Genomic DNA, 24,032 nt, shown 5'->3' on the forward strand with positions numbered 1-24,032 from the left:
AAGAGTTCGCCAAAGGCTGGGCGCTCGATCGCAACTTCGCCCCGCAGATGGACGAGGCCACACGCGAAGCCCGCTACGCCGCGTGGAAAAAGGCGGTCGAGGCCACCATCGCGGCAGTCTGACCTGCGGCGACGGGTCAGCCCCCCTTTCCCTTTCGCGTATTTTGCTCTTTCTTGTCCCGGTTCGACCCGAAGACAGGAGCCATTCGATGACCCGCTACCCCCGCGACCTGCGCGGCTACGGCCGCACGCCCCCAGATCCGCAATGGCCGGGAAAGGCGCGCGTAGCGATCTCGATGGTGCTCAACTTCGAGGAGGGCGGCGAGAACAATATCCTGCACGGCGATGCGGCGTCGGAGGCGTTCCTGTCCGATATCGCAGGCGCCGCGCAATGGCCCGGCCAGCGACACTGGAACATGGAGTCGATCTACGAATACGGTGCGCGCGCAGGCTTCTGGCGGCTGCACCGGTTGTTCACCAGGCTGAACGTACCACTCACGATCTACGGGGTCGCGACCGCGCTGGCGCGCGCGCCGGAACAGGTCGCTGCGATGAAGGAAGCGGGCTGGGAGATCGCCTCGCACGGCCTGAAATGGGTCGAGCACAAAGATATGGCGGAAGACGAAGAGCGCCGCCAGATCGCCGAGGCTATCCGCCTGCATACAGAGGTCGTCGGAGAGCGTCCGCGCGGATGGTATACCGGGCGCTGCTCGGCCAACACGGTGCGGCTGACCGCAGAAGAGGGTGGCTTCGACTGGATCTCCGACACTTATGACGACGACCTGCCCTATTGGCTGGAAGTGGGCGCGCGGGACCAACTCGTGATCCCCTACACGTTGGAAGCCAACGATATGCGCTTTGCCACGGCGCCCGGCTATATCGAGGGCGAGCAGTTCTTCCAGTACCTCAAGGACAGTTTCGACACGCTCTATGCCGAAGGGATGGACGGCGCGCCGAAGATGTTCTCGGTGGGCCTGCATAACCGCCTGATCGGGCGACCGGGAAAAGTTGCGGGGCTGAAGCGCTTCCTCGATTACGCGCTGTCGCATGAGGGCGTCTGGTTCGCGACCCGTGGAGAGATCGCCGCGCATTGGGCCGCGACCCACCCCCACACGCGCCGCGAACGCCCGAGCCAGATGAGCCGGGACCGTTTCGTCGAAGTCTTCGGCGGCATATACGAACATTCGCCCTGGATCGCCGAGCGGGCCTTCGAGCTGGAGCTGGGCCCGGCCCATGACAGCCATGAAGGGATGGCCTCGGCGCTTGTCCGCATCTTCCGCTCGGCTTCGGAGGCGGAGCGTCTCGGCGTGCTGACCGCGCACCCGGATCTCGCGGGAAAACTCGCCCAGGCCAAACGTCTAACCGCAGAAAGCACCTCGGAACAGGCGAGCGCCGGGCTCGACGCGCTGACCGACGAGGAACGCGCCACGTTCGAGGCGCTCAACGCCGCCTATACCGAAAAATTCGGTTTCCCCTTCATCATCGCCGTAAAAGACAATACCAAGGCGTCAATCCTCCACGCCTTCCGCCGCCGGCTTGACCAGGGCCGCGAGACGGAATTCCGTGAGGCCTGCAAACAGGTCGAGCGGATCGCGTGGCATCGCCTGAACGCCATGGACCTTTGATGGAATACACCTATTACGCCCCGACGGGCGGTTTGCCCGATCAGAACCAGCGCGCCCGCGAGCGCGCCCAATTCAACACCTCCTACGCCGTGATCCCGCGCGGTGTGCTCTCCGACATCACCATCTCGCTGATGCCGGGCTGGGAAAACACCCGCGCCTGGGTGCTCGCGCGGCCGCTGTCGGGCTTTGCCGAGACCTTCGCGCAGCTGATCGTCGAAGTCGCGCCGGGCGGCGGTTCGGACAATCCCGAACCCGATCCCGAGGGCCAGGGCGTGATCTTCGTGCTCGCTGGCCACATCCGCCTCGTGATCGAAGGCGTCGGCCACGAACTGGACGCCGGCGGCTACGCCTATCTCGCCCCGGGCACGCAATGGTCGGTCGCGAACGATCAGGACACGCCCGGCACCTTCGTCTGGATCCGAAAACGCTACGAGCGTGTGCCCGGCATCGACGCGCCGGAAAGCTTCGTCACCGCCGATCAGGACAAGCCGCCGCTCGAGATGCCCAACACCTCGGGCTACTGGTCGACCTCTCGCTTCGTCGATCCGAACGATCTGCGCCACGACATGCATGTCAATATCGTGACCTTCATGCCGGGCGGCACCATCCCCTTCGCGGAAACCCACGTCATGGAGCACGGCATCTACGTGCTGCAGGGCCGCGGAGTCTACCTGCTGAACCAGGACTGGATCGAGGTCGAGGAGGGAGACTTCATGTGGCTGCGGAGCTTCTGCCCGCAGGCCTGCTACGCCGCCGGTCGCCGTCCGTTCCGCTACCTGCTCTACAAGGACGTGAACCGCCACCCGAAGCTCGGCTCGCCCATCTCGAGCTGACCCTTTCGGCTTGGTCGAAATATCCCGGGGGTGAGGGGGCAGCGCCCCTTTCTTCCGCCCGAACCCGGAGGCGCCATGCAGATCAAGGCCGAACCGCTGACACCCGAGGCGTTTGCCCCGTTCGGGGATGTGCTCGAGGCGTCCGGCGCGCCCGACAAGCTTATCAATGCCGGGCTCTGCGGGCGCTACCATGATCGCGCACAGCTTGATTTCGGGGCGGAGTCCGGCGGGCGCGCCGGACTCTCGATCTTCAAGGCGGAGCCGCGAACGCTGCCCTATCTTTGTGACCTGCTGGAGCGGCACCCCGAAGGCTCGCAGGCCTTCCTCCCGATGAGCGCGGACCCGTTCCTCGTGATCGTGGCACCGGACGCAGGCGGCAAGCCCGGCACGCCGCGTGCTTTCCTGACCGACGGCGCGCAGGGCATCAACCTCCATCGCGGGACGTGGCACGGTGTACTGACGCCGCTCGCAGCGCCCGGTCTCTTCGCCGTGGTGGATCGGATTGGCGAAACCGCGAACCTCGAAGAACATCCGCTGGACGCTCCCTTCACCGTCACCGTGTGACGCATCGTCAAAGAGGCATGGACACTTCCGCCGATCTTTCCCAATCTGCGCCAAATCGATTTGGGGAGGAGCAAGAATGAAAACGCGGATCGCACTTTTGCGCGAGATGGGCAAGGCGCGCCCCTATACCGACAGCCAGCCGCTGGAGATCGTCGAGGCAGAGCTGGACGATCCCGGCCCGGGCGAGTTGCTGATCAAGATGTCCGCGGCGGGCCTGTGCCACTCGGACCTGTCCGTCATCAACGGCGACCGCCCGCGCGACATGCCTGTGGCGCTGGGTCACGAGGCGGCGGGCGTTGTCGAGGCCGTCGGTCCCCATGTCACGCGCTTCGCGCCCGGCGATCACGTGGTCCTCGTCTTCGCGCCGTCCTGTGGCCATTGCGTGCCCTGCGCCGAGGGGCGGCCCGCGCTTTGCGAGCCGGCCGCGGTCGCGGCGGGTAAGGGTAGCCTGATCACCGGATCGAAACGCATCTCGGTCGCGGGCGAGCATGTGAACCACCATATCGGCGTGTCGGCCTTCTCGGATTACGCAGTCGTCTCCGAGGCGTCCTGCGTGAAGATCGACAAATCGATCCCCCTCGACCAAGCCGCGCTGCTGGGCTGCGCGGTGCTGACCGGCGTCGGCGCGGTGCTGAATTCGGGCGGGCTGAAGACCGGGCAAAGCTGCGCGATCATCGGCCTTGGCGGCGTCGGCCTCGCGGGGCTTCTTGGCGCGGTCGCGGCAGGCGCGCGCACACTGGTCGCGGTCGATTTGGCCAAGGACAAACGCGACCTCGCTCTCAAGCTTGGCGCGACCCATGCCATCGACCCGACCGAGGAAGGCGCGGTGCAGAAACTGCGCGACCTTACCGGCGGCGGCGTCGATCTCGCGGTGGAGCTGGCTGGCGCGGCTCCGGCGCTGCAATTCGCCTATGCCATCACCCGGCGTGGCGGCACGACCGTCACGGCGGGCCTGCCGAACCCGAAGGCGGAGTTCACGATCCCGGCCGTGTCGCTGACGGCGAACGAACATGCGCTGAAGGGATCCTACATGGGCTCCTGCGTGCCGGTCCGCGACATCCCGCGTTTCGCGCAGATGATGGTGCAAGGGCAACTGCCGATCCCGGACCTGATGACCCATCGCCTAAAGCTCGAAGACATCAACGAAGGTTTCGAGCGGCTCGCCGCGGGCGAGGCGATCCGGCAGGTCATCGTCTTCGACTAAGCGCCGATCTCGGCCCGCAACCAATCGCGGAAGGCGCTGACATGCGGCGCCTCCCGCGCGCGCTCGGGCAGGATCAGCGCGTAATTCTCACCGGTGGCAAACCGGCGCGGCGTCGCCTGCACCAGTCGCCCCGAGGCCAGCGCCCCTTGCGCGATGATCGCGGGCACCAGCCCCAGCCCCATGCCCGCGCTCGCCGCATCGAGGATCATGTCGAAATGATCGAACCGCGCGCCGCGGAGGATATGCCGCGCGTCGCGCCCGCTCTCGCGGAACCAGTCGAGCCAGAGCGTCGGGCGCGTCGACTGCTGCAAGAGGGGCAGCGCCAGCAGCGCGTCGTCCTCCAATTCCGCGCGCCCCGTCATCAGGTGCGGCGCGGCCACGACGATCAATTCCTCCGCAACGAGATTTTCGACCTCTGCCCCCGCCTGTTCATGCCTGGAGCGCATGATTGCCAGGTCGAATGGCTCCCGCGCGAAATCCACCGGCAGCAGTCGCGCACTGAGATCGAGGCTCACCTCCGGCTGCGCGGCCTCGAACCCGGCCAATCGCGGGATCAGCCACGACCGCGCAAAGCTCGGCAGCACGGCCATGCGCAGCACCGCGCGCGCGCCGCCGAAGGCCATCGCCCCCATCGCGGCGCGGTCGATCTGACCAAGGATTTCTTCTGCCTGCGCAAGGAAAACATGACCTGCCGGCGACAGAGACAGCCGCTTGCGCACCCGGTCGAACAGGGCCACGCCCAGCCGTTCCTCCAATGTCCCGAGCGAGCGCGACACCGCCGATTGCGTCAGGTTCAACTCCGCTGCCGCCCGCGTCGTCGTGCCGAAGCGCGCGCAGGCTGCGAAGGCCTGCAGCTCGTTGATCGTAGGAGTGTAGCTTTTGCGCATGGTCGCGAGGGTGCTCCGCTGTGTCTTGCCGGATCATGCGCAAAACTCATCATCTTCGCAAATTTAATCGTTTGCGCCACGCGGCTCGATGCCTAGAGTTCGACGCAACGAAAGACAGATCTCGAGGACCGCCATGACCGACCGCCCCACGCTCAAAGCCAAGGATGCCCCCGATCTGGGCAAGTTCACCTGGGACGACGCGCTGCGTCTGGAAACCCAGCTGAGCGAAGAGGAGCGGATGCTGCGCGATGCGGCCCGCGCCTATGCGCAGGACAAGCTGCAACCGCGCGTGATCGAGGCCTTCGAGAACGAGACCACCGACCCCGCGATCTTCCGCGAGATGGGTGAGATGGGCCTCTTGGGCGCGACCATCCCCGACGAATATGGCGGGATCGGCGCGGGCTACGTGTCCTACGGCCTGATCGCGCGCGAGATCGAGCGCGTCGATAGCGGCTACCGCTCGATGATGTCGGTGCAATCGAGCCTCGTGATGTATCCGATCTACGCCTATGGCTCGGAGGAGCAGCGCCAGAAATACCTGCCGAAGCTGGCCTCGGGCGAGTGGATCGGCTGTTTCGGCCTGACCGAACCCGATGCGGGCTCGGACCCGGCGGGTATGAAGACCCGCGCCGAGAAGACCGAGGGCGGCTACCGCCTCACCGGCTCGAAAATGTGGATCACCAACTCGCCGATCGCCGATGTCTTCGTCGTCTGGGCGAAGTCCGAAGCCCATGGCGGCAAGATCCGCGGCTTCGTGCTGGAGAAGGGCATGAAGGGGCTGAGCGCGCCGAAGGTCGGGCAGAAGCTGTCGCTTCGCGCGTCGATCACCGGCGAGATCGTCATGGACGGCGTCGAGGTCGGGGAAGACGCGCTGCTGCCGCATGTCGAGGGGCTGAAAGGTCCGTTCGGCTGCCTCAACCGTGCGCGTTACGGTATTGCCTGGGGCGTGATGGGCTCGGCCGAGTTCTGCTGGCACGCCGCGCGCCAATACGGCCTCGATCGCAAACAGTTCAACAAGCCTCTCGCGCAGACGCAACTGTTCCAGAAGAAGCTCGCAGACATGCAGACCGAAATCACGCTGGGCCTGCACGCCGCGCTGCAGGTGGGCCGCCTGATGGACGCAGCCGATGCCGCCCCCGAGATGATCTCGCTCATCAAGCGCAACAATTGCGGCAAGGCGCTGGATATCGCGCGGATGGCCCGCGACATGCATGGCGGCAACGGCATTTCGGGCGAGTTTCAGGTGATCCGCCACATGGTCAACCTCGAGACGGTGAACACCTACGAGGGCACCCATGACGTGCACGCGCTGATCCTGGGTCGTGCGCAGACGGGCCTGCAGGCCTTCTTCTGATGGCCCCGCTGGAAGGTGTGAAAGTCGTCGAACTGGCGCGGATTCTGGCCGGTCCCTGGGCCGGTCAGGTGCTGGCCGATCTCGGCGCGGAGGTGATTAAGGTCGAAGCGCCCGAGGGCGACGATACCCGCCGCTGGGGCCCGCCCTTCATCGCGCGCGAAGGCGACGGGCCGGAGGGTCGATCGGCTGCCTATTTCCACGCCACCAATCGCGGGAAGATTTCGGTCGTGGCTGATTTCCGTACCGAAGAAGGCCAGAAGATCGTGCGCGATCTGGTCAAGGACGCGGATGTGGTGATCGAGAACTTCAAACTCGGTGGGCTGAAGAAATACGGCCTCGATTACGAGAGCCTTTCCGCGATCAATCCGCGTCTCGTCTATTGCTCGATCACCGGTTTCGGGCAGGACGGCCCTTACGCGAGCCGTGCGGGCTATGACTTCCTGATCCAGGGCATGGCTGGCTGGATGGACCTGACCGGCGACCCGCAAGGCCAGCCGCAAAAGGTGGGCGTGGCCTTCGCGGACATCTTCACCGGGCTTTACGCGGTGATCGGCATTCAGGCGGCGCTGGCCGCACGGGCGCGCACCGGGCGCGGGCAGTTGGTCGATATGGCGCTTCTGGATTGCGCGGTGGGCGTGCTCGCCAATCAGGGGATGAACTTTCTCGCCACAGGCAATGCGCCGCATCGCTTAGGCAACGCGCATCCCAATATCGCGCCCTATGAGGTTGTCAGCGCCAAGGATGGCGATCTGATCCTCGCGGTTGGTAATGACGGGCAGTTCCGGCGCCTTTGCGAGGTTCTGGCCCTCGACCTTGCGGCCAACCCGGACTTCGCCACGAACGAGGCCCGCGTCGCCAATCGCGCGGCGATGCGCGAAACGCTTCTGCCAGCGCTCGCGCAATGGCCGCGCGCCGACCTGCTCGCGGCGCTCGAGAAGGCGACCGTTCCCGCGGGCCCGATCAACTCCGTCGATCAGGTCTTCGCCGATCCGCAGGTTGAGGCGCGCGGAATGCGGGTCGAGGCCGAGGGTATCCCCGGCATCCGCACGCCGATCCGTTTTTCGGACACGCCCTTGGCGGAACCAAAACCTGCTCCGAAATTAAAGGCCGACTAGCCTCTTCCTCTTGGTGGAAATATCCCGGGGGGTGAGGCGGGATCAGCGGCCTTCCAGTGGAAGGACGCCCCGCCGAACGCCCGAAGCGCAAGCGAAGGGCCATCAGCGCGGGGGCAGCGCCCCCTCCAAGTTCACCCGCTGCAAGCCAGCGTCAGCGCGATCGGGATATTGTCCGGCCCGCCATGCACATCGGGTTGGTTGACCGAGACGTTCGGCACGCAGGTCGCGCCGTCGGCCAAGCCGCGGATCACCACCGGGTCCGATTTCACCGGCACCAGTCCAGTCAGGTTCTCGGGGTCATACATCTCGATGCGCAGATCGTTCGGGTTCTCGGCTTGGGGCAGGGCGAGCGCGAAGGCCATCGTGACGGCCCCATCCTTCACCGTCGCCTGAAAGCCGTAGATCTGGGGATCGGGCAGTTGCTCGGCCCCTTTCCAGAACCGGGTGTAGAAGAACGAGCCTTCCGAATTCTGCTTCGCCGCGTCTTGCAGCGGCGCCAGCTCGTCTCCGGTGAAGGCCCCGTCGCCATTTTTGTCGAAACTCTGGATCAGCCAGTCGGACACGGTCGGATCGAAGGTCCAACTCTCGCCGATATGGGTGACTTTGCCGCTCTCCATGCCGACAAGCAGACGGATCAGGATTTCGTCTTCCGGGTGGGCCTTCGCGAGCCCCGGCAGCAGCCCGATCAGACCGGCGAGGGTGAGAACAGTGCGGCGGATCATGGTTGGAAACCCGGTTTCTTGCTGCCGGGCGGGGCGGCGGGCGGCGGCGCGCCGAAGCTGGGGAAAACATCGGCCTCGGGCACTGCGGTTTCTGCCGCGGGCGCGTTCTCCGAAGCGGCGGTCGAAGGATCTGCATTCTTCGGCTTCAGCTTGTCGCCCATCAGTGCGGCGCCTCCGTAAAGCAGTCCGATCGCGACCAGCCAGCTGCCGACGATCCGGCCTGCTATCTCGAACCATTGCGCCTGCCAGCTGCGCAGCACCAGATAGACCGCGCCGATCAGCCAGATGCCCAGGCCGATCCCGGCGAGGAAGACCCAAGGCGCACCGCCATAGCTCGGGTCGGACAATTTCACCGAGAGCGCATACATCACCCCCAGAACAAGTCCCGCTGGCACGATCAGCACGGGCCGCGACCAGCGCCCAAGCGCCAGCGTGGCACCGATGGCGATGGCCGAGATCGGCATGGTCAGGAAGTGATGCGTGATCGCGCCGGGGAGTTGTTGCAACGTGGCCATCAGCTCGATGCGGAAGGTGAAGCCGAGCGCGATCCCGACGGCCCAGAGCAGCGCCGCGATCAGTGCAGCGCGCCGCCCGACCAAGGCCAGCGCGATCCCGAAGCCGAATAGCGGGAACAGCCGCTCGATCGCGAGCGCGTCGCGTATCAGCCACGCCCCGGTCTCGCCGCGGTCCGCAGGCGGGATCAGCGCCAGCACAATCAGAGCGGTCAGCCCGGCCAGCACCCAGAGGTGACGCAGCCAGCTAAGGCCGGAACGGTTATGCGATACGTCAATGGCCAAAGAGGCTCAGCCCACCTTGCAGGAACCCGAGCTGAGATTGCAGGTAACCCAGTGCCAGCGCAAGGAAGCCGAGCCCGACCACAGCGATGATAGCGCCCAGCCCGCGCGAGAGCTGACCACCCCGGATCGGGTCGAGGACGAGACCCACGCCGACCCCGATCACGTGGATCATCCCGGTCGCCAGCACGAAGCCGATCGCGAAATCTGCCGGGTCGGCGGCCATCGGCAGCTCTGCCCCATGTGCGTAACCGTGGTAAAGCGCGAAGACCGAGATGATCGCGAGCGCTATCCATTCGTAGGGCTTCCATGCGGTGGCGATCGCGAGGCCGAGAACTACGATCGACAGCGCGATCCCGATCTCGATGCCGGGCAGCGGCAGGCCGAGAATGCCGATCACGCCACCTACGACCATGATCAGCGGGAAGGTCACCGGCAATTGCCAGACCTGACGTCCACCCATCTGCGCGCCCCAGAGGCCCACCGCGAACATCGCGAGGAAATGGTCATAGCCCGAGAGCGGATGCTCGAACCCTGCGGTGAAACCGCCCGAGCCGGTCGCGGTGATGTGGGCGGCGGCCACCTGCGGCAGCATCAGGGCGACGAGGCCCAAGAGGACGGCAAGGCGGCGATGGATCATGCGGAGGCTCTCTGTCCCGTGACTGTCGAGCGGCATCTTCCGGATCGTCGCGCGAAACTCAAGGCGGCAAAGCGTTCACCGCGTCTCACCATCGATTGAAGGTTGCGCGAGGGCTCAGCCCGCGCCGAGGAGGGCCGAGATCTGGTAGGTCGCGAAAGCCGCGAGATAGGCCAGCGCGAACATGTAGACCACCGCGACCCACATCCACTTCGCCGAACCCGCCTCGCGCCGGATAACCGCCAGCGTGGAGATGCATTGCGGTGCGAAGATATACCATGCGAGCAACGCCAGCGCGGTGCCGAGGCTCCACTGATCGGTAAGCGTGTGGATCAGGCCGTTCTCGCCGCCCACCGCGTAGACCGTGGCTAGCCCTGCGACCGCGACTTCGCGGGCGGCCATGCCCGGCACCAGCGCCACGGCGATCTGCCAGTTGAAGCCCAAAGGCGCGAGGATCGGCGCGACGAAGTGGCCGATCATCGCGGCGAAGGAATAGTTGATCGCCGGTTGCGTAGCGCCCTCGGGGGCCATCGGGAAGGTCGACAGGAACCAGATCACCACCATCGCCCAGAAAATCACCGTGCCGGCCCGGCGCAGGAAGACCCGTGCGCGCTGGTAGAGCCCCAGCGCAATATTGCGCAGGATCGGCATCTTGTAGTCGGGCAGGTCGAGCATCAGTGGCGCCGAACGCTCTTCGCGTGCGAAGAGATGTCGCGCGACGAAGGCCACTGTGAGAACCGAGAACACGCCAGCCGCATAAAGACCGAACATGACCAGCCCCTGCAGGCTCAGCCCGCCGAGCACTTTCGTGTTGGGGATGAAGGCGGCGATGATCAGCGTGTAGACGGGAATGCGCGCCGAGCAGGTCATCAGCGGCGCGACGAGGATCGTCGTCAGCCGGTCGCGTTTATTGTCGATCACCCGCGCGGCCATGATGCCGGGGATCGCGCAGGCGAAGCTCGACAGAAGCGGGATGAAAGCGCGCCCGTTCAGCCCGGCGCGGCCCATGATCCGGTCCATCAGGAAGGCCGCCCGCGCCATGTAGCCGAAATCTTCCAGCAGCAGGATGAAGAGGAAGGTGAACAGGATCTGCGGAAGAAAGATGATGACCGAGCCGATGCCCGCGATCAAACCGTCCGAGATGAAGCTTTGCACCAGCCCTTCGGGCATCACTTGCGTCACCAGCGCGCCCAGCGAACTGAACGCCCAGTCGATCGCATCCATGAAGGGCGCGGCCCAGGAAAAGACGGCCTGAAACATCACGAAGAGGATCGCCAGAAGGATGATCGGCCCCGCGATCGGGTTCAGCACCACGCGGTCGATCTTGGCGGAAATCGTGTCCGGCTCGGGCGGGCGGATGACGTGGGTCTTCACCAGCCGTTCCGCCTCGCGCATCGAGACCCGCATGTCATGCGTACTCGGAACCGCCCAGCTCGAAGGTTGCGGGTCGTCGAGGCCGGCTTCCAGCATCGGATCCACCTTGGACCACAACTCGTCGAGCCCGCCGCGGCGGACGGCAGTGGCCGGGATCACCGGGATGCCCAGTTCCTCGCTCAGCGCGACATGGTCGATCTGCAAGCCGCGATGGCGCGCGATGTCGATCATGTTGAGGATCATCACGATCGGCAGGCCGATCTTCTTCAGTTCCGAGACCAGACGCAGCGCGCCACGCAGGTTGGTCGCATCGCCCACCGCGAGGATCATGTCGGGGACGCGCTCTCCCGGGCGCTGGCCCAGCAGCACGTCGCGGGTCACTTCCTCGTCCGGAGAACGGGCGCGCAAGCTATGGGTGCCGGGCAGGTCGATCAGCGCGAACTTGCGCCCCGCAGGCGTGGTCGCCACGCCGACTTTGCGCTCCACGGTCACGCCGGAATAATTGCCAACCTTCTGCGTCGCACCGGTCATCGCGTTGAACAGCGCCGTCTTGCCGCAATTCGGCGCTCCGACCAGCGCGGCCTCGATCGGCTGGGCGTCGGGATCGGTCTGCGGGGCTTTGGGCTGGTTTATGGCAGGAGCCGACGTCATTCCGCGAGGATGGCCATCGCCTCGGCACGCCGCAGAGCGACGGTGGTGTCGTTCACGCGCACCGCGATAGGATCGCGACCGAACGGACCTTCGTGAAGGATGTGGACCGACGCGCCCTCGATGAAGCCAAGCTCCAGCAGGCGCAGTTCCAGCTCGTCCGCGTCATAGCCATCCTTTCCGGCCAGCGGGCAGACAGAGACCAGAGTGCCCCGGAACCCGCGACGGCACTGGCCAAGCGGCAGTGCGCATTTGCAGGTTTCGTTCTCGATAGGGCTGGCCTTCATGAGGGCACCTCCGTGATGGGTCGCGAGTCGGTCTTCGCTTCCTATCGTCAGGAGATAGTCTGGAAATTGATCTCTGACAAATGAAGTCTGGTATTTTCCCGCCTTCGTGATCGATTATTTTACTCAGGAATTTAGAAGGAGTCTAAACTGTGGCGTAAGCCCATGAATTCGTTAGGCTGAAGGAGAAAGGCGCCGCGCCCTCGAGAGCGACGCCTTCACGCCGGTTTTCCGTCGGATCGACCTCTCAATGCTCGCGGAAAGCACGGTTCATCGAATCCACCACTGGTTTCGCGATGTATTGGGCGAAGGTCCGCGACGCGGTCTGGATCATCACTTCCACCGGCATCCCGGGCATCGGCGCGAAGCCCGGTACCCGGCGCAGCTCCGAGGCGGGCAGGCGGATGCGGGCGATATAGACCTCGCGGGGATGTTCGCCCGAGCGCTCCACGATCGCGTCGGCGGAGATGTAATAGACCTCCCCAATCAGGATCGGCGTCGTGCGCTGGTTGAGCGCCGAGAGCCGCACCGACGCTTCCTGTCCGACCTTGATCGCGTCGATATCGGTGCGCGCGATCATCGTCTCGATGATGAGCGGGGCTTCCGAGGGCAGGATCTCGGCGATGACCTTGCCCGCCTCGATCACGCCGCCCGCGCCGGAATAGTTCAGCCGCACCACGGTACCGGAAACCGGGCTTTCGATCACCACGCGCTTCAGGATGGAGGTCGCCTTGCGCTCTTGCTCGCGTACGGAATCGAGTTCCGCCTGCACGGTCTCCAACTCGTCGAGCGCGGCCTGCTTGTGGGTCTCGATCGTCTGCTTGGTCTGCGCCTGGTATTTCGCGCGCATCTCCTCGCTCTCGCCGATCTCCGCCTTGAGGCGGCCGATCTGCCCTTCCGCATCGGCCAGAGCGCGCAGTAGCGCGTTCAGCTCGGTTCGCCGGATCAGCCCGCTCTCGAAGAGTTTCGCCTTGCTCTCATGGTCCTCGGCCAGCAGGTCACGCTGGGCCTCCGCGGCGATCAGCTGCGCGCGGTAGCCTTCCGAACGGCTCTCCATCGCGGCGATGTTGCGCGCCAGCAGGTCCAACTCGCTTTGCACTTTCGCTTTCGTCACATCAAAGGCGAGGCGTTGGGAATCCATCATCGCGGCGATTTCCACGTCGCGCCGGGCGTCCTGCAGCCATTTCGGGAAGACCAGTTCGCGCCAGCCGTCATATTCGGCCTGTATCCGGGCCTCCATCGATTCCAGTCGCGCGCGGCGCAGGAATAGCGCGCGTTCATTGGCGAGCGCCGAGGTCTCGTCGAGGCGCAGGAGCGGTTGCCCCGCGGTGACGAAATCGCCCTCGGAGACATTGATCTCCTTGATGATCCCGCCTTCGAGGTGCTGGATCATCTTGTTGCGGCCCGTGGCCACGAAAGAGCCCGGTGCCATGACGGCGGCGGCGAGCGGGGCGCTGAAGGCCCAGACGCCGAAGCCGCCAAAGGCCATCGCGAAGATCGTCAGCCCGACGATGACCAGCGTCTTGATGCTGCGCGGGACCTCGGTCGACCAGTCGGGGGTCTCGTGGGAGTTGAGCGGGTTGGTCAGAAGGAGTGTCATGCCGGGGCTCCTTGCATCGGGGCGGTCGCGGCGACGTTCTGCGCCGCTGCGCGTTGTTGCTGCACCTGCTGGGCCTTGGCCTGCTTGCGCCGCTCCAGCTCTGCGAGCATCTGGTCGCGCCAGCCGAACATCGCGATATTGCCGTCGTTGAGCAGCATGATCTTGTCGACCGCGCTGAGCAGAGAGGGTTTCTGCGTGACCACGACCACCGTGATCCCGTTGGCCTTGGCATGACCGAGCGCGCGCACGAGGGCCGCGTCGCCTTGCGTGTCTAGGTTCGAGTTCGGCTCGTCCAGCACCACGAACTTCGGATCGCCGAAGAAGGCGCGCGCCAGACCGATCCGCTGTTTCTGTCCGCCCGATAGCGGCGAGCCGTCGGAGCTGACGACCGTCTCGTAACCCTGCGGCAGCGAGGCGATCATCTCGTGCACATCGGCGAGCGCGGCGGCGCGATGGATCGCGGCGTCGCTCGCATCCTCCCGCATCCGGGCGATGTTCTGCTTGATGGTGCCCGGGAAGAGCTGCACGTCCTGCGGCAGGTAGCCGATGCTTTCGCCGAATTGCCGCGGGTCCCAGTTGCGGATGTCCATCAGGTCGAGCCGCACAGCTCCCGAGGTCGGCAGCACCGATCCCACCAGCATCTTGCCGAGCGTCGTCTTGCCGGCGCCCGAATTGCCGATGATCGCCAGTTGGTCGCCGGGCGCGAGCGAGAAGGTCAGCGCATTCAGCACGACATGCTTGGTGCCTTGCGGAACATAGAGGAGACGCTCGATATCGAGCCGTCCTTCCACCTTGGGCAGGCGCAGCTTGTCGTTGCGGGTCTTGGCGGAGGCCAGAAGCTGGCCGACCCGATCATAGGCGCCGCGTGCCAGCAGGAAGGAGTTCCATCCCTCGATCGCGCCTTCGATCGGCGCGAGCGCACGGCCCGCGACGATCGAGGCAGCGATCACCATGCCGCCGGTGATCTGCCCATCGAGCGCGAGATAGGCGCCCCAGCCCAGCATCCCGATCTGGGTGAACAGGCGGAACATCCGCGACGCGGAGGCGGTGAAGACGTTGCGATCCTGCGCCTCCGTCTGCGCGCGCAGGGAGGCGGCGGTATCGCGACCCCAGATCGACACGGCTTCGGGGATCATCGCCATCGCGTTGATGATCTGGCTGTTGCGCGACATCGACTCAAGGTGAAGGTTCGCCCGGGTCTGCGCGATATTGGCACGGCTGAAGCCGTCCGAAGTGATCTTCTGGTTGATCCAGGCAAACAGCATAAGGATCAATGCGGTCACGACCACGATCGTGCCGAGATGCGGGTGGATCAGGAAGACCGCAAGCACGAAGATCGGCGCGAAGGGCACGTCCAGGAAGGACAGCAGCGTGCCGGAGACAAGGAAGCTCCGCAGCGCGTTGAGATCGCCCAGAACCTGATATTCGCGCCCGTTGGAATGCAGCGAAGCCTGCGCTGCAGCCGACAGGACCGGTGCGCCGAGCCGCGCGGCCACATCCACCGCCGAGCGCATCAGTACCAGCCGGCGTACCGCGTCGAGCAGCGTCTGCACGACGATCGCCCCGGCAATCACGATGGTCAGCATCACCAGCGTGTCGGTCGAGCGCGAGGTGAAGACCCGATCGGAAATCTGGAACAGGTAGATCGGCACCGCGAGGATCAGGATATTCGTGGCGCAGGTCATCAGCACGACGAAGGCCATGTTCACGCGCAGCCGCTTTTTCATGTCATGCAGCGTGCGGGTGAAATCCACCGGGCCGAGGCGCTTGTGAAAGGCTGGGGTGGAGGGTGGCGCCGGTGGGGAGCCGGAGGCATTTTGCGCGGGGACACGACCCGCCTCCTTTCGGGCGTCAGCACCACCCTCCGTCCGGGCGGCGACTGTCTCGACAGTCCCCTCCGCGCCGGTTTCGTCGGCGCGCGCTTTCGCCCCGGGACCGTCGCCCGTCGCGGTTTGCGCCTGCCGTTTGTCTGTCGGATCGGCCTGCGGCGGATCCACGTTCCGAGCCATCGCGTCATGACCATCTTGGCGGGTCGCCTGCCCCCCGGCGGCGTCGTCAGTCCTGTCTTTCATCGAAGTTCCCCTAGTGAATGAAGTTCCGCCCCTCCGTCAGGCCAGAACCGTGTGCAATGCATCGAGCGACCCGCTTCCCCCGTGGGAGCCCGGATGCACCTGGAATTCGTCATCGTCGTAAGTCGGCGCGTTCTCGATCATCCCGTCCGCGAGGAACGCCACCGCCTCCGAGGCAAGCGCCCCTTCGCTGGGGCTCGTCGGGCCGAGGGGACCGCCGCTGCCATCGTCCATCATCCCCGCCTGCCAGATCACCGCGTCGGAATAGACGCCATCGGCGGCCATGATCGTGCTGTCGACGCCCGCGACAGTCAGCGACGAGACGTTGGCGAGCGTGTTGCCGCCCGCATCGACGTCGAATTCGCCCGGACCGTCGACCGATATCAGGTCGGCATCTTCGAGAATGTTGATCTGGGTGAGGTTGTCGCGAACGATCAGGTCTCCCTCGATATAGAGTACCCGCAGTGCCATCTGGCCGCCCAAAAGCTCGTCGCCCAGCAGCCCTTCGACCGCGTCGTAGGCCGCGCCCGGCGGCATCGAATAGCCTTCGCCCGGGTTCGGATCGAGGCCGCTGTAGATTTCCGCCAGCTGGTCGAGGACGTTCTGATATTGCGGGTCCATCTCCAACTGCGTGTCGATGCCCACTTTGGTCAGATGCGCCTCATTCCACAGCAGGTTATCCTCGCTTGAGACATGGCCCACGCCGCCGTGTCCGATGCCGCCCGCGCCGCTCATCACCAGATCGTCGTCGAGCAATACGTTGATCTGCTCGAGCTGGGCGATCTCGTACATGTTGCCGCCGATCATGATCAGGTCGAACTGCGCGCCCGCTTCCAGCAGGAGCTGCAGGTTGACGGTCGAGTTGTCGCCCATCACGATCTCGGCGGAATAGGAGCCGAATTCGAAGCTCACCAGATCCCCATCGGAGACCGCGTTCACCTGCGTCATGTGGTTGTCGACAATCAGGTCACCGCGAATTTCCGTCATCGCGATCAGGCTGCCGCCGGGCGGCATCACCAGGTTAAGGAAGTTCGCGGGATTGGCCTCTTGCGTGTAGACCGCGACGTTGTGGCCTAGCGAGGCGAGCGGGTCGGCGCTGTCACCATTACCCAAGCCTTGCCCGCCCGCGCTGCTGCCTGTGCCGTGGTGGCCGAGACCGGGCTTCATATCCGCGTCGCGCAGCACGTTCACCTGCGAGATCACCGAGAGCGAGGTCACCGATCCGCCGACCGCGATCACCGGCGCATCGAGCCAGTCATGCACCACCTGTGACTGGTTCAGCAGAAGGTTGTTGCCGGTGCTGAGGCTCTGCGCGATTTCCAGTGCCATGCCCGCGGGATCGACGGGCATATCGGGGCCTTGGACCGTTCCGGCCGCCCCTTCGCCATCTCCGCCGATACCGTCGGTCTCCACCTCGATCACACCCGCGTCGAGCGGTGTATCCTCCGACTCGTCGTCCGAGGGGTCGCGTGCTTCCAGCCGAAGTTTCAATGTCTCGGGCAATTCGTCCATGAGCTGCCCGTCGAACACGACCGCGCCCGAAAACGCGGGTGGCAGGAGGGAGGCCGCCGCCTCTTCACCGTCGAGGCTTTCGCTTTGCAGCTCGGTCATGGCCTCCGGGTCGGTTGCGCCCTCCTCGAGACCGTCGTCCTCTTCCGGGTCGGTCGGCGCGGCGAAGATCGTCTCGCTGCGGAACATCGCGGCCGTCACGCCGTCGGGCACGGAATCGGGATCGAGCGCGTCGATCTGCGCCATCAGCGCCTCCGCCTGGGCTTCGACGGTCATGCCGACGGGTGCGGCACTCACCGTCAGCGCATCTGCATATTCGGCCAATGCCATCAGCTTCGACGAGGTGGCCGCCGGGCCGTACTCGTCCATCAGCTCTGCCGGCATCATGAAGGGCTTATCGTAGAGCGCGTCATGATCGCTCAGCGTGTTGATCTGCGAAGTGATGTGGAGCACCGAGGAAGGTGGCGCCATTCCGAGAAACATCTGGAGCGGTACCGGAACGGGCGGAAAATCATAGGGCGGGATTGCGAGCTGGCCGGACGGCAACCCGGGCGGTGCGATATCGCGCAGCTGGTAATCGTCGACGAAGGGAAGCCACGGCGCCTCTGGCGGAGGCACGAGCGGGAGCTTCAGCTGCAGCGACGGATCGAAATCCTCGAGCAGGTAATCCGAATTGACGCTGACATTGACGGAGAGCAGGTCCCCCGGCGAGGGCGCGGAAGCCTGCAGCGCGCGAAAGGCGTCGTATTCCTGTCGGGCGACATTGGTCTCGGTCGTCTGATTGAAGGCACCGATGAAATGGGCGATGATTTCGGTCTGCCGGTCAAGCATCTTCCTTCCCCCCTTCATGACGCTGAAAACCCGCGCTTGGATGCGGGGCGTCAGACTGTCGGTTCATCGCATCCGGCGGGGTGAACTCCGCCGCGGGCAAGGTCCGGGCGTGATGCGATGCGAAACGGCCCGAACGGAATGCGGCGCGCCTCTCGTGGAGGCACGCCGCGTGTTTGCTTACGATGCGTCGTCGTCGCCGATATAGGAGGACGACAGGTTGCCGCCGACCACGGTGGTATCCACGGCATTGCCGAGGATGTTGGCGCCCATCACGATCGACTGGTTGAACGCGGTGGTGTCGATGGCCGCGCTCGCATCGGCATAGGACTGGCCGGTGACGATACCATCGTCGCCATTGCCCGACCCCCAATTGCCGAGGCTGCCGCCATTGCCGCCGCCGCCTGCGGTGACGTCGCCGCCACCGTTACCGCCGCCGGCATAGCCGCCGGTCGCCCAGGAGCCGCCGCCCGTGGCGCTCGAGCTGGTCGTGGCCCAGGCGCTACCATCGCCGCCGTTACCGCCGTCGCCGCCGTAACCCGTGCCGGTGCCAGTACCAGTGCCGGTCGCCCGTGCATCAGCCATTGCCTGGCCGGAATCGGTCGCGCTTGCATTGCCACCGTCGCCGCCCATCTGCGGATGGTGATGCTTCATCATCATCGGCATGCCGCCGCCGCCGTCGCCGGCGTTTGCGATTGCGCCGCCTTCGTCCGCTCCAGCACCCGCCATGCCGCCGCCCATGCCGAGGCCCATACCGAAGCCGTCGCCACCGTCGCCGCCATCGTCGCCTTCACCCTCGGTTTGCGAGGCTGCGAGCGAAACGCCGCCGCCCGAGAGGGCGATACCGCCACCCGCGAGCGCCATGCCGCCCGACGAACCGACATCCTCGGCGCCGTTGCCGCCTTCGGAGGATGCGTCGATCCCGTCGTCGGAATGCGCGGTGCCACCGTTGATCGTGGGGGTCGAGTTGAACTGCGCGGCATTGGTCACGTCAGGATCACTGAGCGTGTCGTTGTCGGTGAGCGTGTTGGCCTGCGTGTTGACCATCATCACGTCATTACCCATGCCGTTGAGCATGTCGCTGAGGTTGATGTCGTCACCCGGATCGTAGTCGTAGGTATAGGTCATATCGCCATCGGCAAAGACCATGTCGCCCACGTCCGAGTTGTCGATATCCGCGAAGTCGTTGTCTTCGCCGAAGATGCCCTCATCCGGGAAATCGATCGTGATGTCGTTGCTGTTGACCGCTTTCGAGTTTGACGTCGTGTCGGTATCGACACGGTTGTGGTTCGTGTCGTCGAGGCGGTTGGTGTTGGTCGCGTCGCCGCCTTCACCATAGGCACGCGCCGCCGAGGAAGCATCCGCATCGGCATTCGCACGCGAGTCTGCATCGGCATTCGCACGCGAATCCGAATCCGAAACCGTTTTCTGATGCTGCTGTTGCTGCTGCGGATCGGGCGTCGAGTGATTATCCGACGGGTCCGAGTCGTGATCGTCGTCGTTCTCCATGTGGTTCTTCCAGTCGCCTTGGACCCAATTGTGCCGATTGTTCGCCATTTCATTTCTCCCAGTTGATCGGTCCGGGATCCGTCACTCTGTCTAAAACGGATATGGTTCGGACCATTGCTATGCAGGGCTTTCGCCCCGATGAATGTCCGCTTCCCCAACCGCTCGGCACCCCGGTCCCGATCCCCGAATCGAGCGATTCGCAGGTGGGTCACCCTTTCCGGGCGGAATGTGGAAACAGACGAGTCACAGCCCCCAGCTGCGACACCAACATCCTGCGCCCCGTGATCCGGTGGACCTAGCTAGCAAATGGGTCTAGCCGGCCGGGCACCGTTTTAACCAACTGAAAATCAGCCGTTTTCCGATGCGCTCCGCGCTGTGGCCTGCGGAATCCCGGACCATCGGAGAAATTTTCACGAAGTTGTCGCAAATGCCCAAAGCTGAACAAGGTGTAGTGGCGACTTGATCACAACCTACCATTTGTGACGCGTCCCAAGCGGCGTTGAGCGAAAAAACGTGATTCCGGACGCGATTCGCTTAGACTTACGTCGCGTAAGAGAATCCTTACCGTTGGGTAAACACTTCGGGTAACGCTGATCTCACTGGTCCGTGATATGGTGGATGCGGGCGATATGACGTGGGGTTAGTCGCCCGAACATTTGAGTTCAGGGTAGGACGAGGGGGCCACCATGAATGCGTTGCATAAGAGTGAACCTGCGGGGGCGCGCGTGATGCCGTCCTGCCGCAAACAAGACGCAGCGATCTGCTTTCTTGGCGCATCGCATGTTTTTTCCGATACTGTTTTGCGAACCGTAGATGCCGAAGTGACGCCGGCGACGTGCCTGCGTCTGAACGATTTCGAGACGCTGCTCGAGGAATTGCAGTCCGACGGACGGATCGATCATAGCGGCACGCTGTGTTCGCTGATCGTGGACGAGGATCACGCCGATGGTCTGGTCGCGCTCGCGGAACGTCGCGAGCCGTTCCTGTCGCGCGTGAAACTGATCATCGCGATCGAGGACGAGGCGTACGCGCAGGATCTGATGGCGCGCCACGGCTCTGCGATCCTGACGCATCACATCAGTCTGCTGCCGATGAACGTGAATCTGACGACTTGGCTTCTGATCCTGCGGATGATCGTCTCGGGGGGGCACTACATCCCGCCCGCGCTTCTGCACTGCCGTCCGTCAGAGCTGCCGATGCCGATGCTGAACGGCGCCACCGCGACGGAGTCTGCCAATGCAATCTGCCTGTCGGGGCTGACGCCGCGCGAAACCGAGGTTCTGGAGATGCTCGCCTCGGGCCAGCCGAACAAGATCATCGCGGGCAAGCTGAACCTGTCCGAACATACGGTTAAGCTGCATATCCACCGCATCATCGGGAAGCTAGGCGTCACCAACCGCACCGAGGCGGCGATCTGGTATCACCGTATCCGAGGTGCCTAAGGATCCGCCCGCGCCCGCGGAGGTGCGTCCGCCGGATTTCGATCGGTTCCTGATGCTGATCGGACGCATCAATTATGCCTGGACCAATACCGAGAGCCTGTTGATCCATCTGATCGCCGGGCTCGCCGGGACCGACAAGAGCGTCGCGACGATCATCCATCTGACATTGAACACCACGCGTGCGCGGCTCGATCTCGTGGATCGGCTGGCCAAGCGCGACGACTGTCCCTGCGCGCCGCGGGCCTGCGAACGGGTGCTGGCGGTGTCGGCACGGATGAAGAAAGTGTCGGGGCTGCGCAATCACTTCAACCATTGCCTCTACGCTTTCGACGAGGGCGGAGGTCCGGTGCGCGCGATCCAGATGCGTATCGCGGATCGCAAGACCAGTCTGCGGATTGGAGAGGAAAGCGTTCTGGACAGCGCGACGCTTACCGAACTGGAAGCCGCGCTTGCCGAAATGCAAGCAATCAATGCCGAGATCTGGGCCATCGCCAAGGAATACAAGATGCCGCTTTGAGGCGGGCAGGGGAGTTCGGAACTGCGCGACAGCCAACCTCAGTTGCGCAGCTGGCGTCCCAACGCCTCGGCCAGTTCCCACGGGTTCGTCGGCTTCGAGAAGACCGGGATTTCCGGCATGATCGATTGGAAGGCAAGCGGCAGCTGCTCGGCCGTGTTCACCACCAGAGGCACTTCGCGCTTCCACAGCTCGACGATCAGGGCTTCCGCCGATCCGTCCAGCAGATTCATGTCGAGGATCGCGCCATCTACGGAGACCGAGTCATCCGTAAGCGTTGCACGCGCACGTGCCAGGGTCGCGAACGGTCCCGCAACCTGACCGCCTGCTTCTTCGACCGAGAAGGCGATGTCATAGGCGATGAATAATTCATCTTCGACGACGAGGACATTGCTGCCCTCGAGGCAAGAAATACTGCTCTGTAGCATGGGCTATACTACCCTTTTATCAGGTCCATTGGCACGGTCATGCGAGCTTGGAACCCGTCGGGAACCCATTCGGTTCCATAGGTTCCCCGCAATTGGCCCTGAATCGTCAGGTCTATCAAGCGCGACCCGAAGCCGCTGTTGCTTGGTGGCACCAGTTTCCCGGGGTGGCCGCTTTCCCGCCAATCAAGCTCGAGCTGGCCGGAGATCTCGCGCCACGTCAGCACCAGACGCCCCGCATCGTGCGAAAGTGCGCCGTATTTCACAGCGTTAGTGGCCAGTTCGTGGATTACCAGCGCGAGGTTGGTGGACCCCGCATGGTTCAGCGCGAGGGCGGGACCGCCGAGGGTCAGCCGTGGATCGTCGATGCCGGTATAGGGCGAGAGCACCCCCAGCAACAATTCGCGCAGTTCGACCATGCCGCGGAAATCGCGCTCGGGTGTGGCGGTCGGATTGATCAGCTCATGGGCGCGGGCGAGCGCGCCGATCCGTTCGCGCAGGCCCCGCGCCATCTCGTCCGGCGTCGTCGCGTGGCGGGCGGTCATGCCGACCAGCCCCGACATCATCGCGAAGGCGTTCTTGACCCGGTGATTGAGCTCGCGCGTCAGCGTGTCGCGTGCCTGCGCGAGCTGGCGCTCCTCTGTCACGTCGCGCAGATAGGCGAGGATCGCGCCGCTCTCGGGATAGATGCGAGCTTCCAGAATGCGCCCGTCGCGCCCGATCTGATCGGCGACGGTCGGCGTGCCTGTGCGCCGGGCTTCTGCCAGCGCCTCCGCCAGTTTGCTCTCGCGCAGATGCGGCACGGTTTCCCAGAGCGATCGCCCGATCGCCTGCGACTCGGTAGCGGCCCCGACAGCGGCACGGATGCGTGCGCGCATGACAGAATTGGCGAAGCGGATATTGTCGTCGCGGTCGATTTCGATGATCGCGTCGGAGGTGATTTCGTGGAAATTTGCGAGACGCCGGTCAATGTCGGCCGCACGTTCGCGCGCCTCGTTCAGTTCGGAAATGTCGAGCGCGGTGGCCACGGCCACCGGCGGCTCGCTCTCGATCGGTTGCGCCGAGATCAGCAGGTTGCTTTCGCTTCCGTCGCGGCGCACGCAGCGCAGCTCCATATGGTTGATCTTTTCGCCGTGGCGTGCGGCGCGCACGATCGGAAATTCGCTGAGGCTGAGCTTGCGGCCTTCCGGCGTATAAGCGTCGAAGGCGAGCTGCTTGCCCACCTCGCCGTTCTTCACGCCGAACATCTCGATCGCGGTCGCGTTCAGATCGAGGAGCCGCCCGGTGCCCAGCTCGGCCACGCCCACGCCGACCGGCATCTGATCGAGAATGGCGCGGTAGCGGTTTTCTTCGCGGTGGGCGACGTTGATCTGGTGGCGTAGCCGGATTTCCGCCTCGACGCCCGCGGCGATGTCGGACAGAGCTTCGTACTCTTCCTCGGTCCATTGCCGCGCCTCGCGGTCGATCAGGCAGAACGCGCCGAGCGGTTGCCCCTCGATCGTGCGCAACGGCACACCGAGATAGGCGATCACGCCCAGATCGCGCACCGGGCCATTCTCGCCCAGCACCGCATCCTCGCGCGCGTCGGACACACGCAGCGGCGCATCGGTTTCCACGACATAGCGGCAAAAGGAATGGGTGAGCGGCGTCTCCGATGGAGAATGGGCGTCGAAGCGATCCAGCCCGCTTTGCGCTACGAAGACCTGACGGTTCTCGTCGACGATCGAAACCAGCGAGATAGGCACGCCGGTCACCCGCGTCGCGAGACGCGTCGCACGCGCGAAGATGTCCGCGGGAGCGCTCTCCAGCAGTCCGGTCTCGCGTAATGCCCGAAGGCGCGCCGGATCGGTGAGTCGGGACCGGGGCGCGGGGTCGGATGAGGGTGAGGGCGGTGCAGTGGTTTTCATGCGCAGGCTTTCATATTCCACCTATGCTCAGATAAATCCGTTGCGCCCAGTGTCATAAGACATGACAGCGATCACGATTTTCCCCGAAAGCGATTTTTTGCAAGGTATTTCGTACGGCAGCTGTGGTGCTTGCTAAATGCAGCGCCGAGAACTGGCGTTTCGCGAGTTCCACGGCGGTTCTTCCCTGAA

The 24,032-nt window shown here is 64.6% G+C and carries 20 protein-coding genes; 8 read left to right on the plus strand and 12 right to left on the minus strand.

Going from position 1 to position 24,032, the window contains the following annotated elements; genetic code table 11:
* Positions 1-208: 208 nt before the first annotated feature.
* From puuE to B6V76_RS15100, 4 genes are all read left to right on the plus strand, one after another.
* A complete protein-coding gene (gene puuE, locus B6V76_RS15085) occupies positions 209-1,624 on the plus strand; it encodes an allantoinase PuuE (RefSeq protein ID WP_088727837.1) in 1,416 nt (471 codons plus the stop codon).
* Positions 1,624-2,457, plus strand: a complete 834-nt coding sequence (locus B6V76_RS15090) for a bifunctional allantoicase/(S)-ureidoglycine aminohydrolase (RefSeq protein ID WP_075775756.1) — start codon at positions 1,624-1,626, stop codon at positions 2,455-2,457. The genes puuE and B6V76_RS15090 overlap by 1 nt, the downstream gene beginning before the upstream one ends.
* A gap of 75 nt (positions 2,458-2,532) precedes the next feature.
* Positions 2,533-3,021 carry an ureidoglycolate lyase gene (locus B6V76_RS15095; protein ID WP_088722874.1) on the plus strand — a complete coding sequence of 163 codons (489 nt, stop codon included), beginning with the start codon at positions 2,533-2,535 and terminating at the stop codon, positions 3,019-3,021.
* A 76-nt stretch (positions 3,022-3,097) separates the two neighbouring features.
* Positions 3,098-4,225, plus strand: coding sequence for a zinc-dependent alcohol dehydrogenase family protein (locus B6V76_RS15100; RefSeq protein ID WP_075775758.1), 1,128 nt, complete (start codon positions 3,098-3,100; stop codon positions 4,223-4,225).
* Here the strand turns inward: B6V76_RS15100 and B6V76_RS15105 are convergent.
* Positions 4,222-5,112 carry a LysR substrate-binding domain-containing protein gene (locus B6V76_RS15105; protein WP_075775759.1) on the minus strand — a complete coding sequence of 297 codons (891 nt, stop codon included), beginning with the start codon at positions 5,110-5,112 and terminating at the stop codon, positions 4,222-4,224. The genes B6V76_RS15100 and B6V76_RS15105 overlap by 4 nt on opposite strands.
* 133 nt (positions 5,113-5,245) lie before the next feature.
* On the opposite strand from B6V76_RS15105, the gene B6V76_RS15110 reads away from it, so the two are divergent.
* Positions 5,246-6,466, plus strand: a complete 1,221-nt coding sequence (locus B6V76_RS15110) for an acyl-CoA dehydrogenase (protein WP_088727838.1) — start codon at positions 5,246-5,248, stop codon at positions 6,464-6,466.
* Complete coding sequence (locus B6V76_RS15115) at positions 6,466-7,581, plus strand: CaiB/BaiF CoA-transferase family protein (RefSeq protein ID WP_088727839.1); 1,116 nt, start codon at positions 6,466-6,468, stop codon at positions 7,579-7,581. Before B6V76_RS15110 ends, B6V76_RS15115 begins: the two co-directional genes overlap by 1 nt.
* Before the next feature lie 131 nt (positions 7,582-7,712).
* Here B6V76_RS15115 and B6V76_RS15120 read toward each other — a convergent pair whose 3' ends face one another.
* The 9 genes from B6V76_RS15120 to B6V76_RS20010 form a co-directional block, all read right to left on the minus strand.
* Positions 7,713-8,303 (minus strand): DUF1007 family protein, encoded by a 591-nt coding sequence (locus B6V76_RS15120; protein ID WP_166504609.1) that lies wholly within the window; start codon positions 8,301-8,303, stop codon positions 7,713-7,715.
* On the minus strand, positions 8,300-9,100 hold the full coding sequence (locus B6V76_RS20005) for a hypothetical protein (RefSeq protein ID WP_166504610.1): 801 nt from the start codon (positions 9,098-9,100) through the stop codon (positions 8,300-8,302). The genes B6V76_RS15120 and B6V76_RS20005 overlap by 4 nt, the downstream gene beginning before the upstream one ends.
* The gene (locus tag B6V76_RS15125) at positions 9,090-9,737 is read right to left on the minus strand and encodes a HupE/UreJ family protein (protein ID WP_088727841.1); all 648 of its coding nucleotides are present in this window, start codon (positions 9,735-9,737) and stop codon (positions 9,090-9,092) included. Before B6V76_RS15125 ends, B6V76_RS20005 begins: the two co-directional genes overlap by 11 nt.
* A gap of 114 nt (positions 9,738-9,851) precedes the next feature.
* Positions 9,852-11,759, minus strand: coding sequence for a ferrous iron transporter B (locus B6V76_RS15130; RefSeq protein ID WP_088720466.1), 1,908 nt, complete (start codon positions 11,757-11,759; stop codon positions 9,852-9,854).
* Positions 11,756-12,043: a FeoA family protein gene (locus tag B6V76_RS15135; protein WP_075775765.1), complete on the minus strand. Its 288-nt coding sequence runs from the start codon at positions 12,041-12,043 to the stop codon at positions 11,756-11,758. Before B6V76_RS15135 ends, B6V76_RS15130 begins: the two co-directional genes overlap by 4 nt.
* A gap of 244 nt (positions 12,044-12,287) precedes the next feature.
* Positions 12,288-13,640 carry an HlyD family type I secretion periplasmic adaptor subunit gene (locus tag B6V76_RS15140; RefSeq protein WP_075775766.1) on the minus strand — a complete coding sequence of 451 codons (1,353 nt, stop codon included), beginning with the start codon at positions 13,638-13,640 and terminating at the stop codon, positions 12,288-12,290.
* A complete protein-coding gene (locus tag B6V76_RS15145) occupies positions 13,637-15,712 on the minus strand; it encodes a type I secretion system permease/ATPase (RefSeq protein ID WP_088720464.1) in 2,076 nt (691 codons plus the stop codon). Before B6V76_RS15145 ends, B6V76_RS15140 begins: the two co-directional genes overlap by 4 nt.
* A gap of 36 nt (positions 15,713-15,748) precedes the next feature.
* On the minus strand, positions 15,749-18,049 hold the full coding sequence (locus B6V76_RS15150) for a hypothetical protein (protein ID WP_088727842.1): 2,301 nt from the start codon (positions 18,047-18,049) through the stop codon (positions 15,749-15,751).
* 177 nt (positions 18,050-18,226) lie between these two features.
* Positions 18,227-19,603, minus strand: coding sequence for a hypothetical protein (locus tag B6V76_RS20010; RefSeq protein WP_166504611.1), 1,377 nt, complete (start codon positions 19,601-19,603; stop codon positions 18,227-18,229).
* A 773-nt stretch (positions 19,604-20,376) separates the two neighbouring features.
* Here B6V76_RS20010 and B6V76_RS20190 point away from each other — a divergent pair.
* Together B6V76_RS20190 and B6V76_RS15165 are read left to right on the plus strand one after the other, a co-directional pair.
* A complete protein-coding gene (locus B6V76_RS20190) occupies positions 20,377-20,997 on the plus strand; it encodes a response regulator transcription factor (protein ID WP_240497875.1) in 621 nt (206 codons plus the stop codon).
* Positions 20,990-21,514 (plus strand): hypothetical protein, encoded by a 525-nt coding sequence (locus B6V76_RS15165; RefSeq protein ID WP_233243104.1) that lies wholly within the window; start codon positions 20,990-20,992, stop codon positions 21,512-21,514. Before B6V76_RS20190 ends, B6V76_RS15165 begins: the two co-directional genes overlap by 8 nt.
* Before the next feature lie 38 nt (positions 21,515-21,552).
* Here B6V76_RS15165 and B6V76_RS15170 read toward each other — a convergent pair whose 3' ends face one another.
* Positions 21,553-21,939 (minus strand): response regulator, encoded by a 387-nt coding sequence (locus tag B6V76_RS15170; protein WP_088727843.1) that lies wholly within the window; start codon positions 21,937-21,939, stop codon positions 21,553-21,555.
* A gap of 8 nt (positions 21,940-21,947) precedes the next feature.
* Positions 21,948-23,843 carry a PAS domain S-box protein gene (locus tag B6V76_RS15175; RefSeq protein WP_141104930.1) on the minus strand — a complete coding sequence of 632 codons (1,896 nt, stop codon included), beginning with the start codon at positions 23,841-23,843 and terminating at the stop codon, positions 21,948-21,950.
* Between the last annotated feature and the right edge of the window lie 189 nt (positions 23,844-24,032).

Origin of the sequence: Thioclava sp. IC9, assembly GCF_002213225.1 — a bacterium.
In the GTDB taxonomy this organism is placed as follows: domain Bacteria; phylum Pseudomonadota; class Alphaproteobacteria; order Rhodobacterales; family Rhodobacteraceae; genus Thioclava; species Thioclava nitratireducens.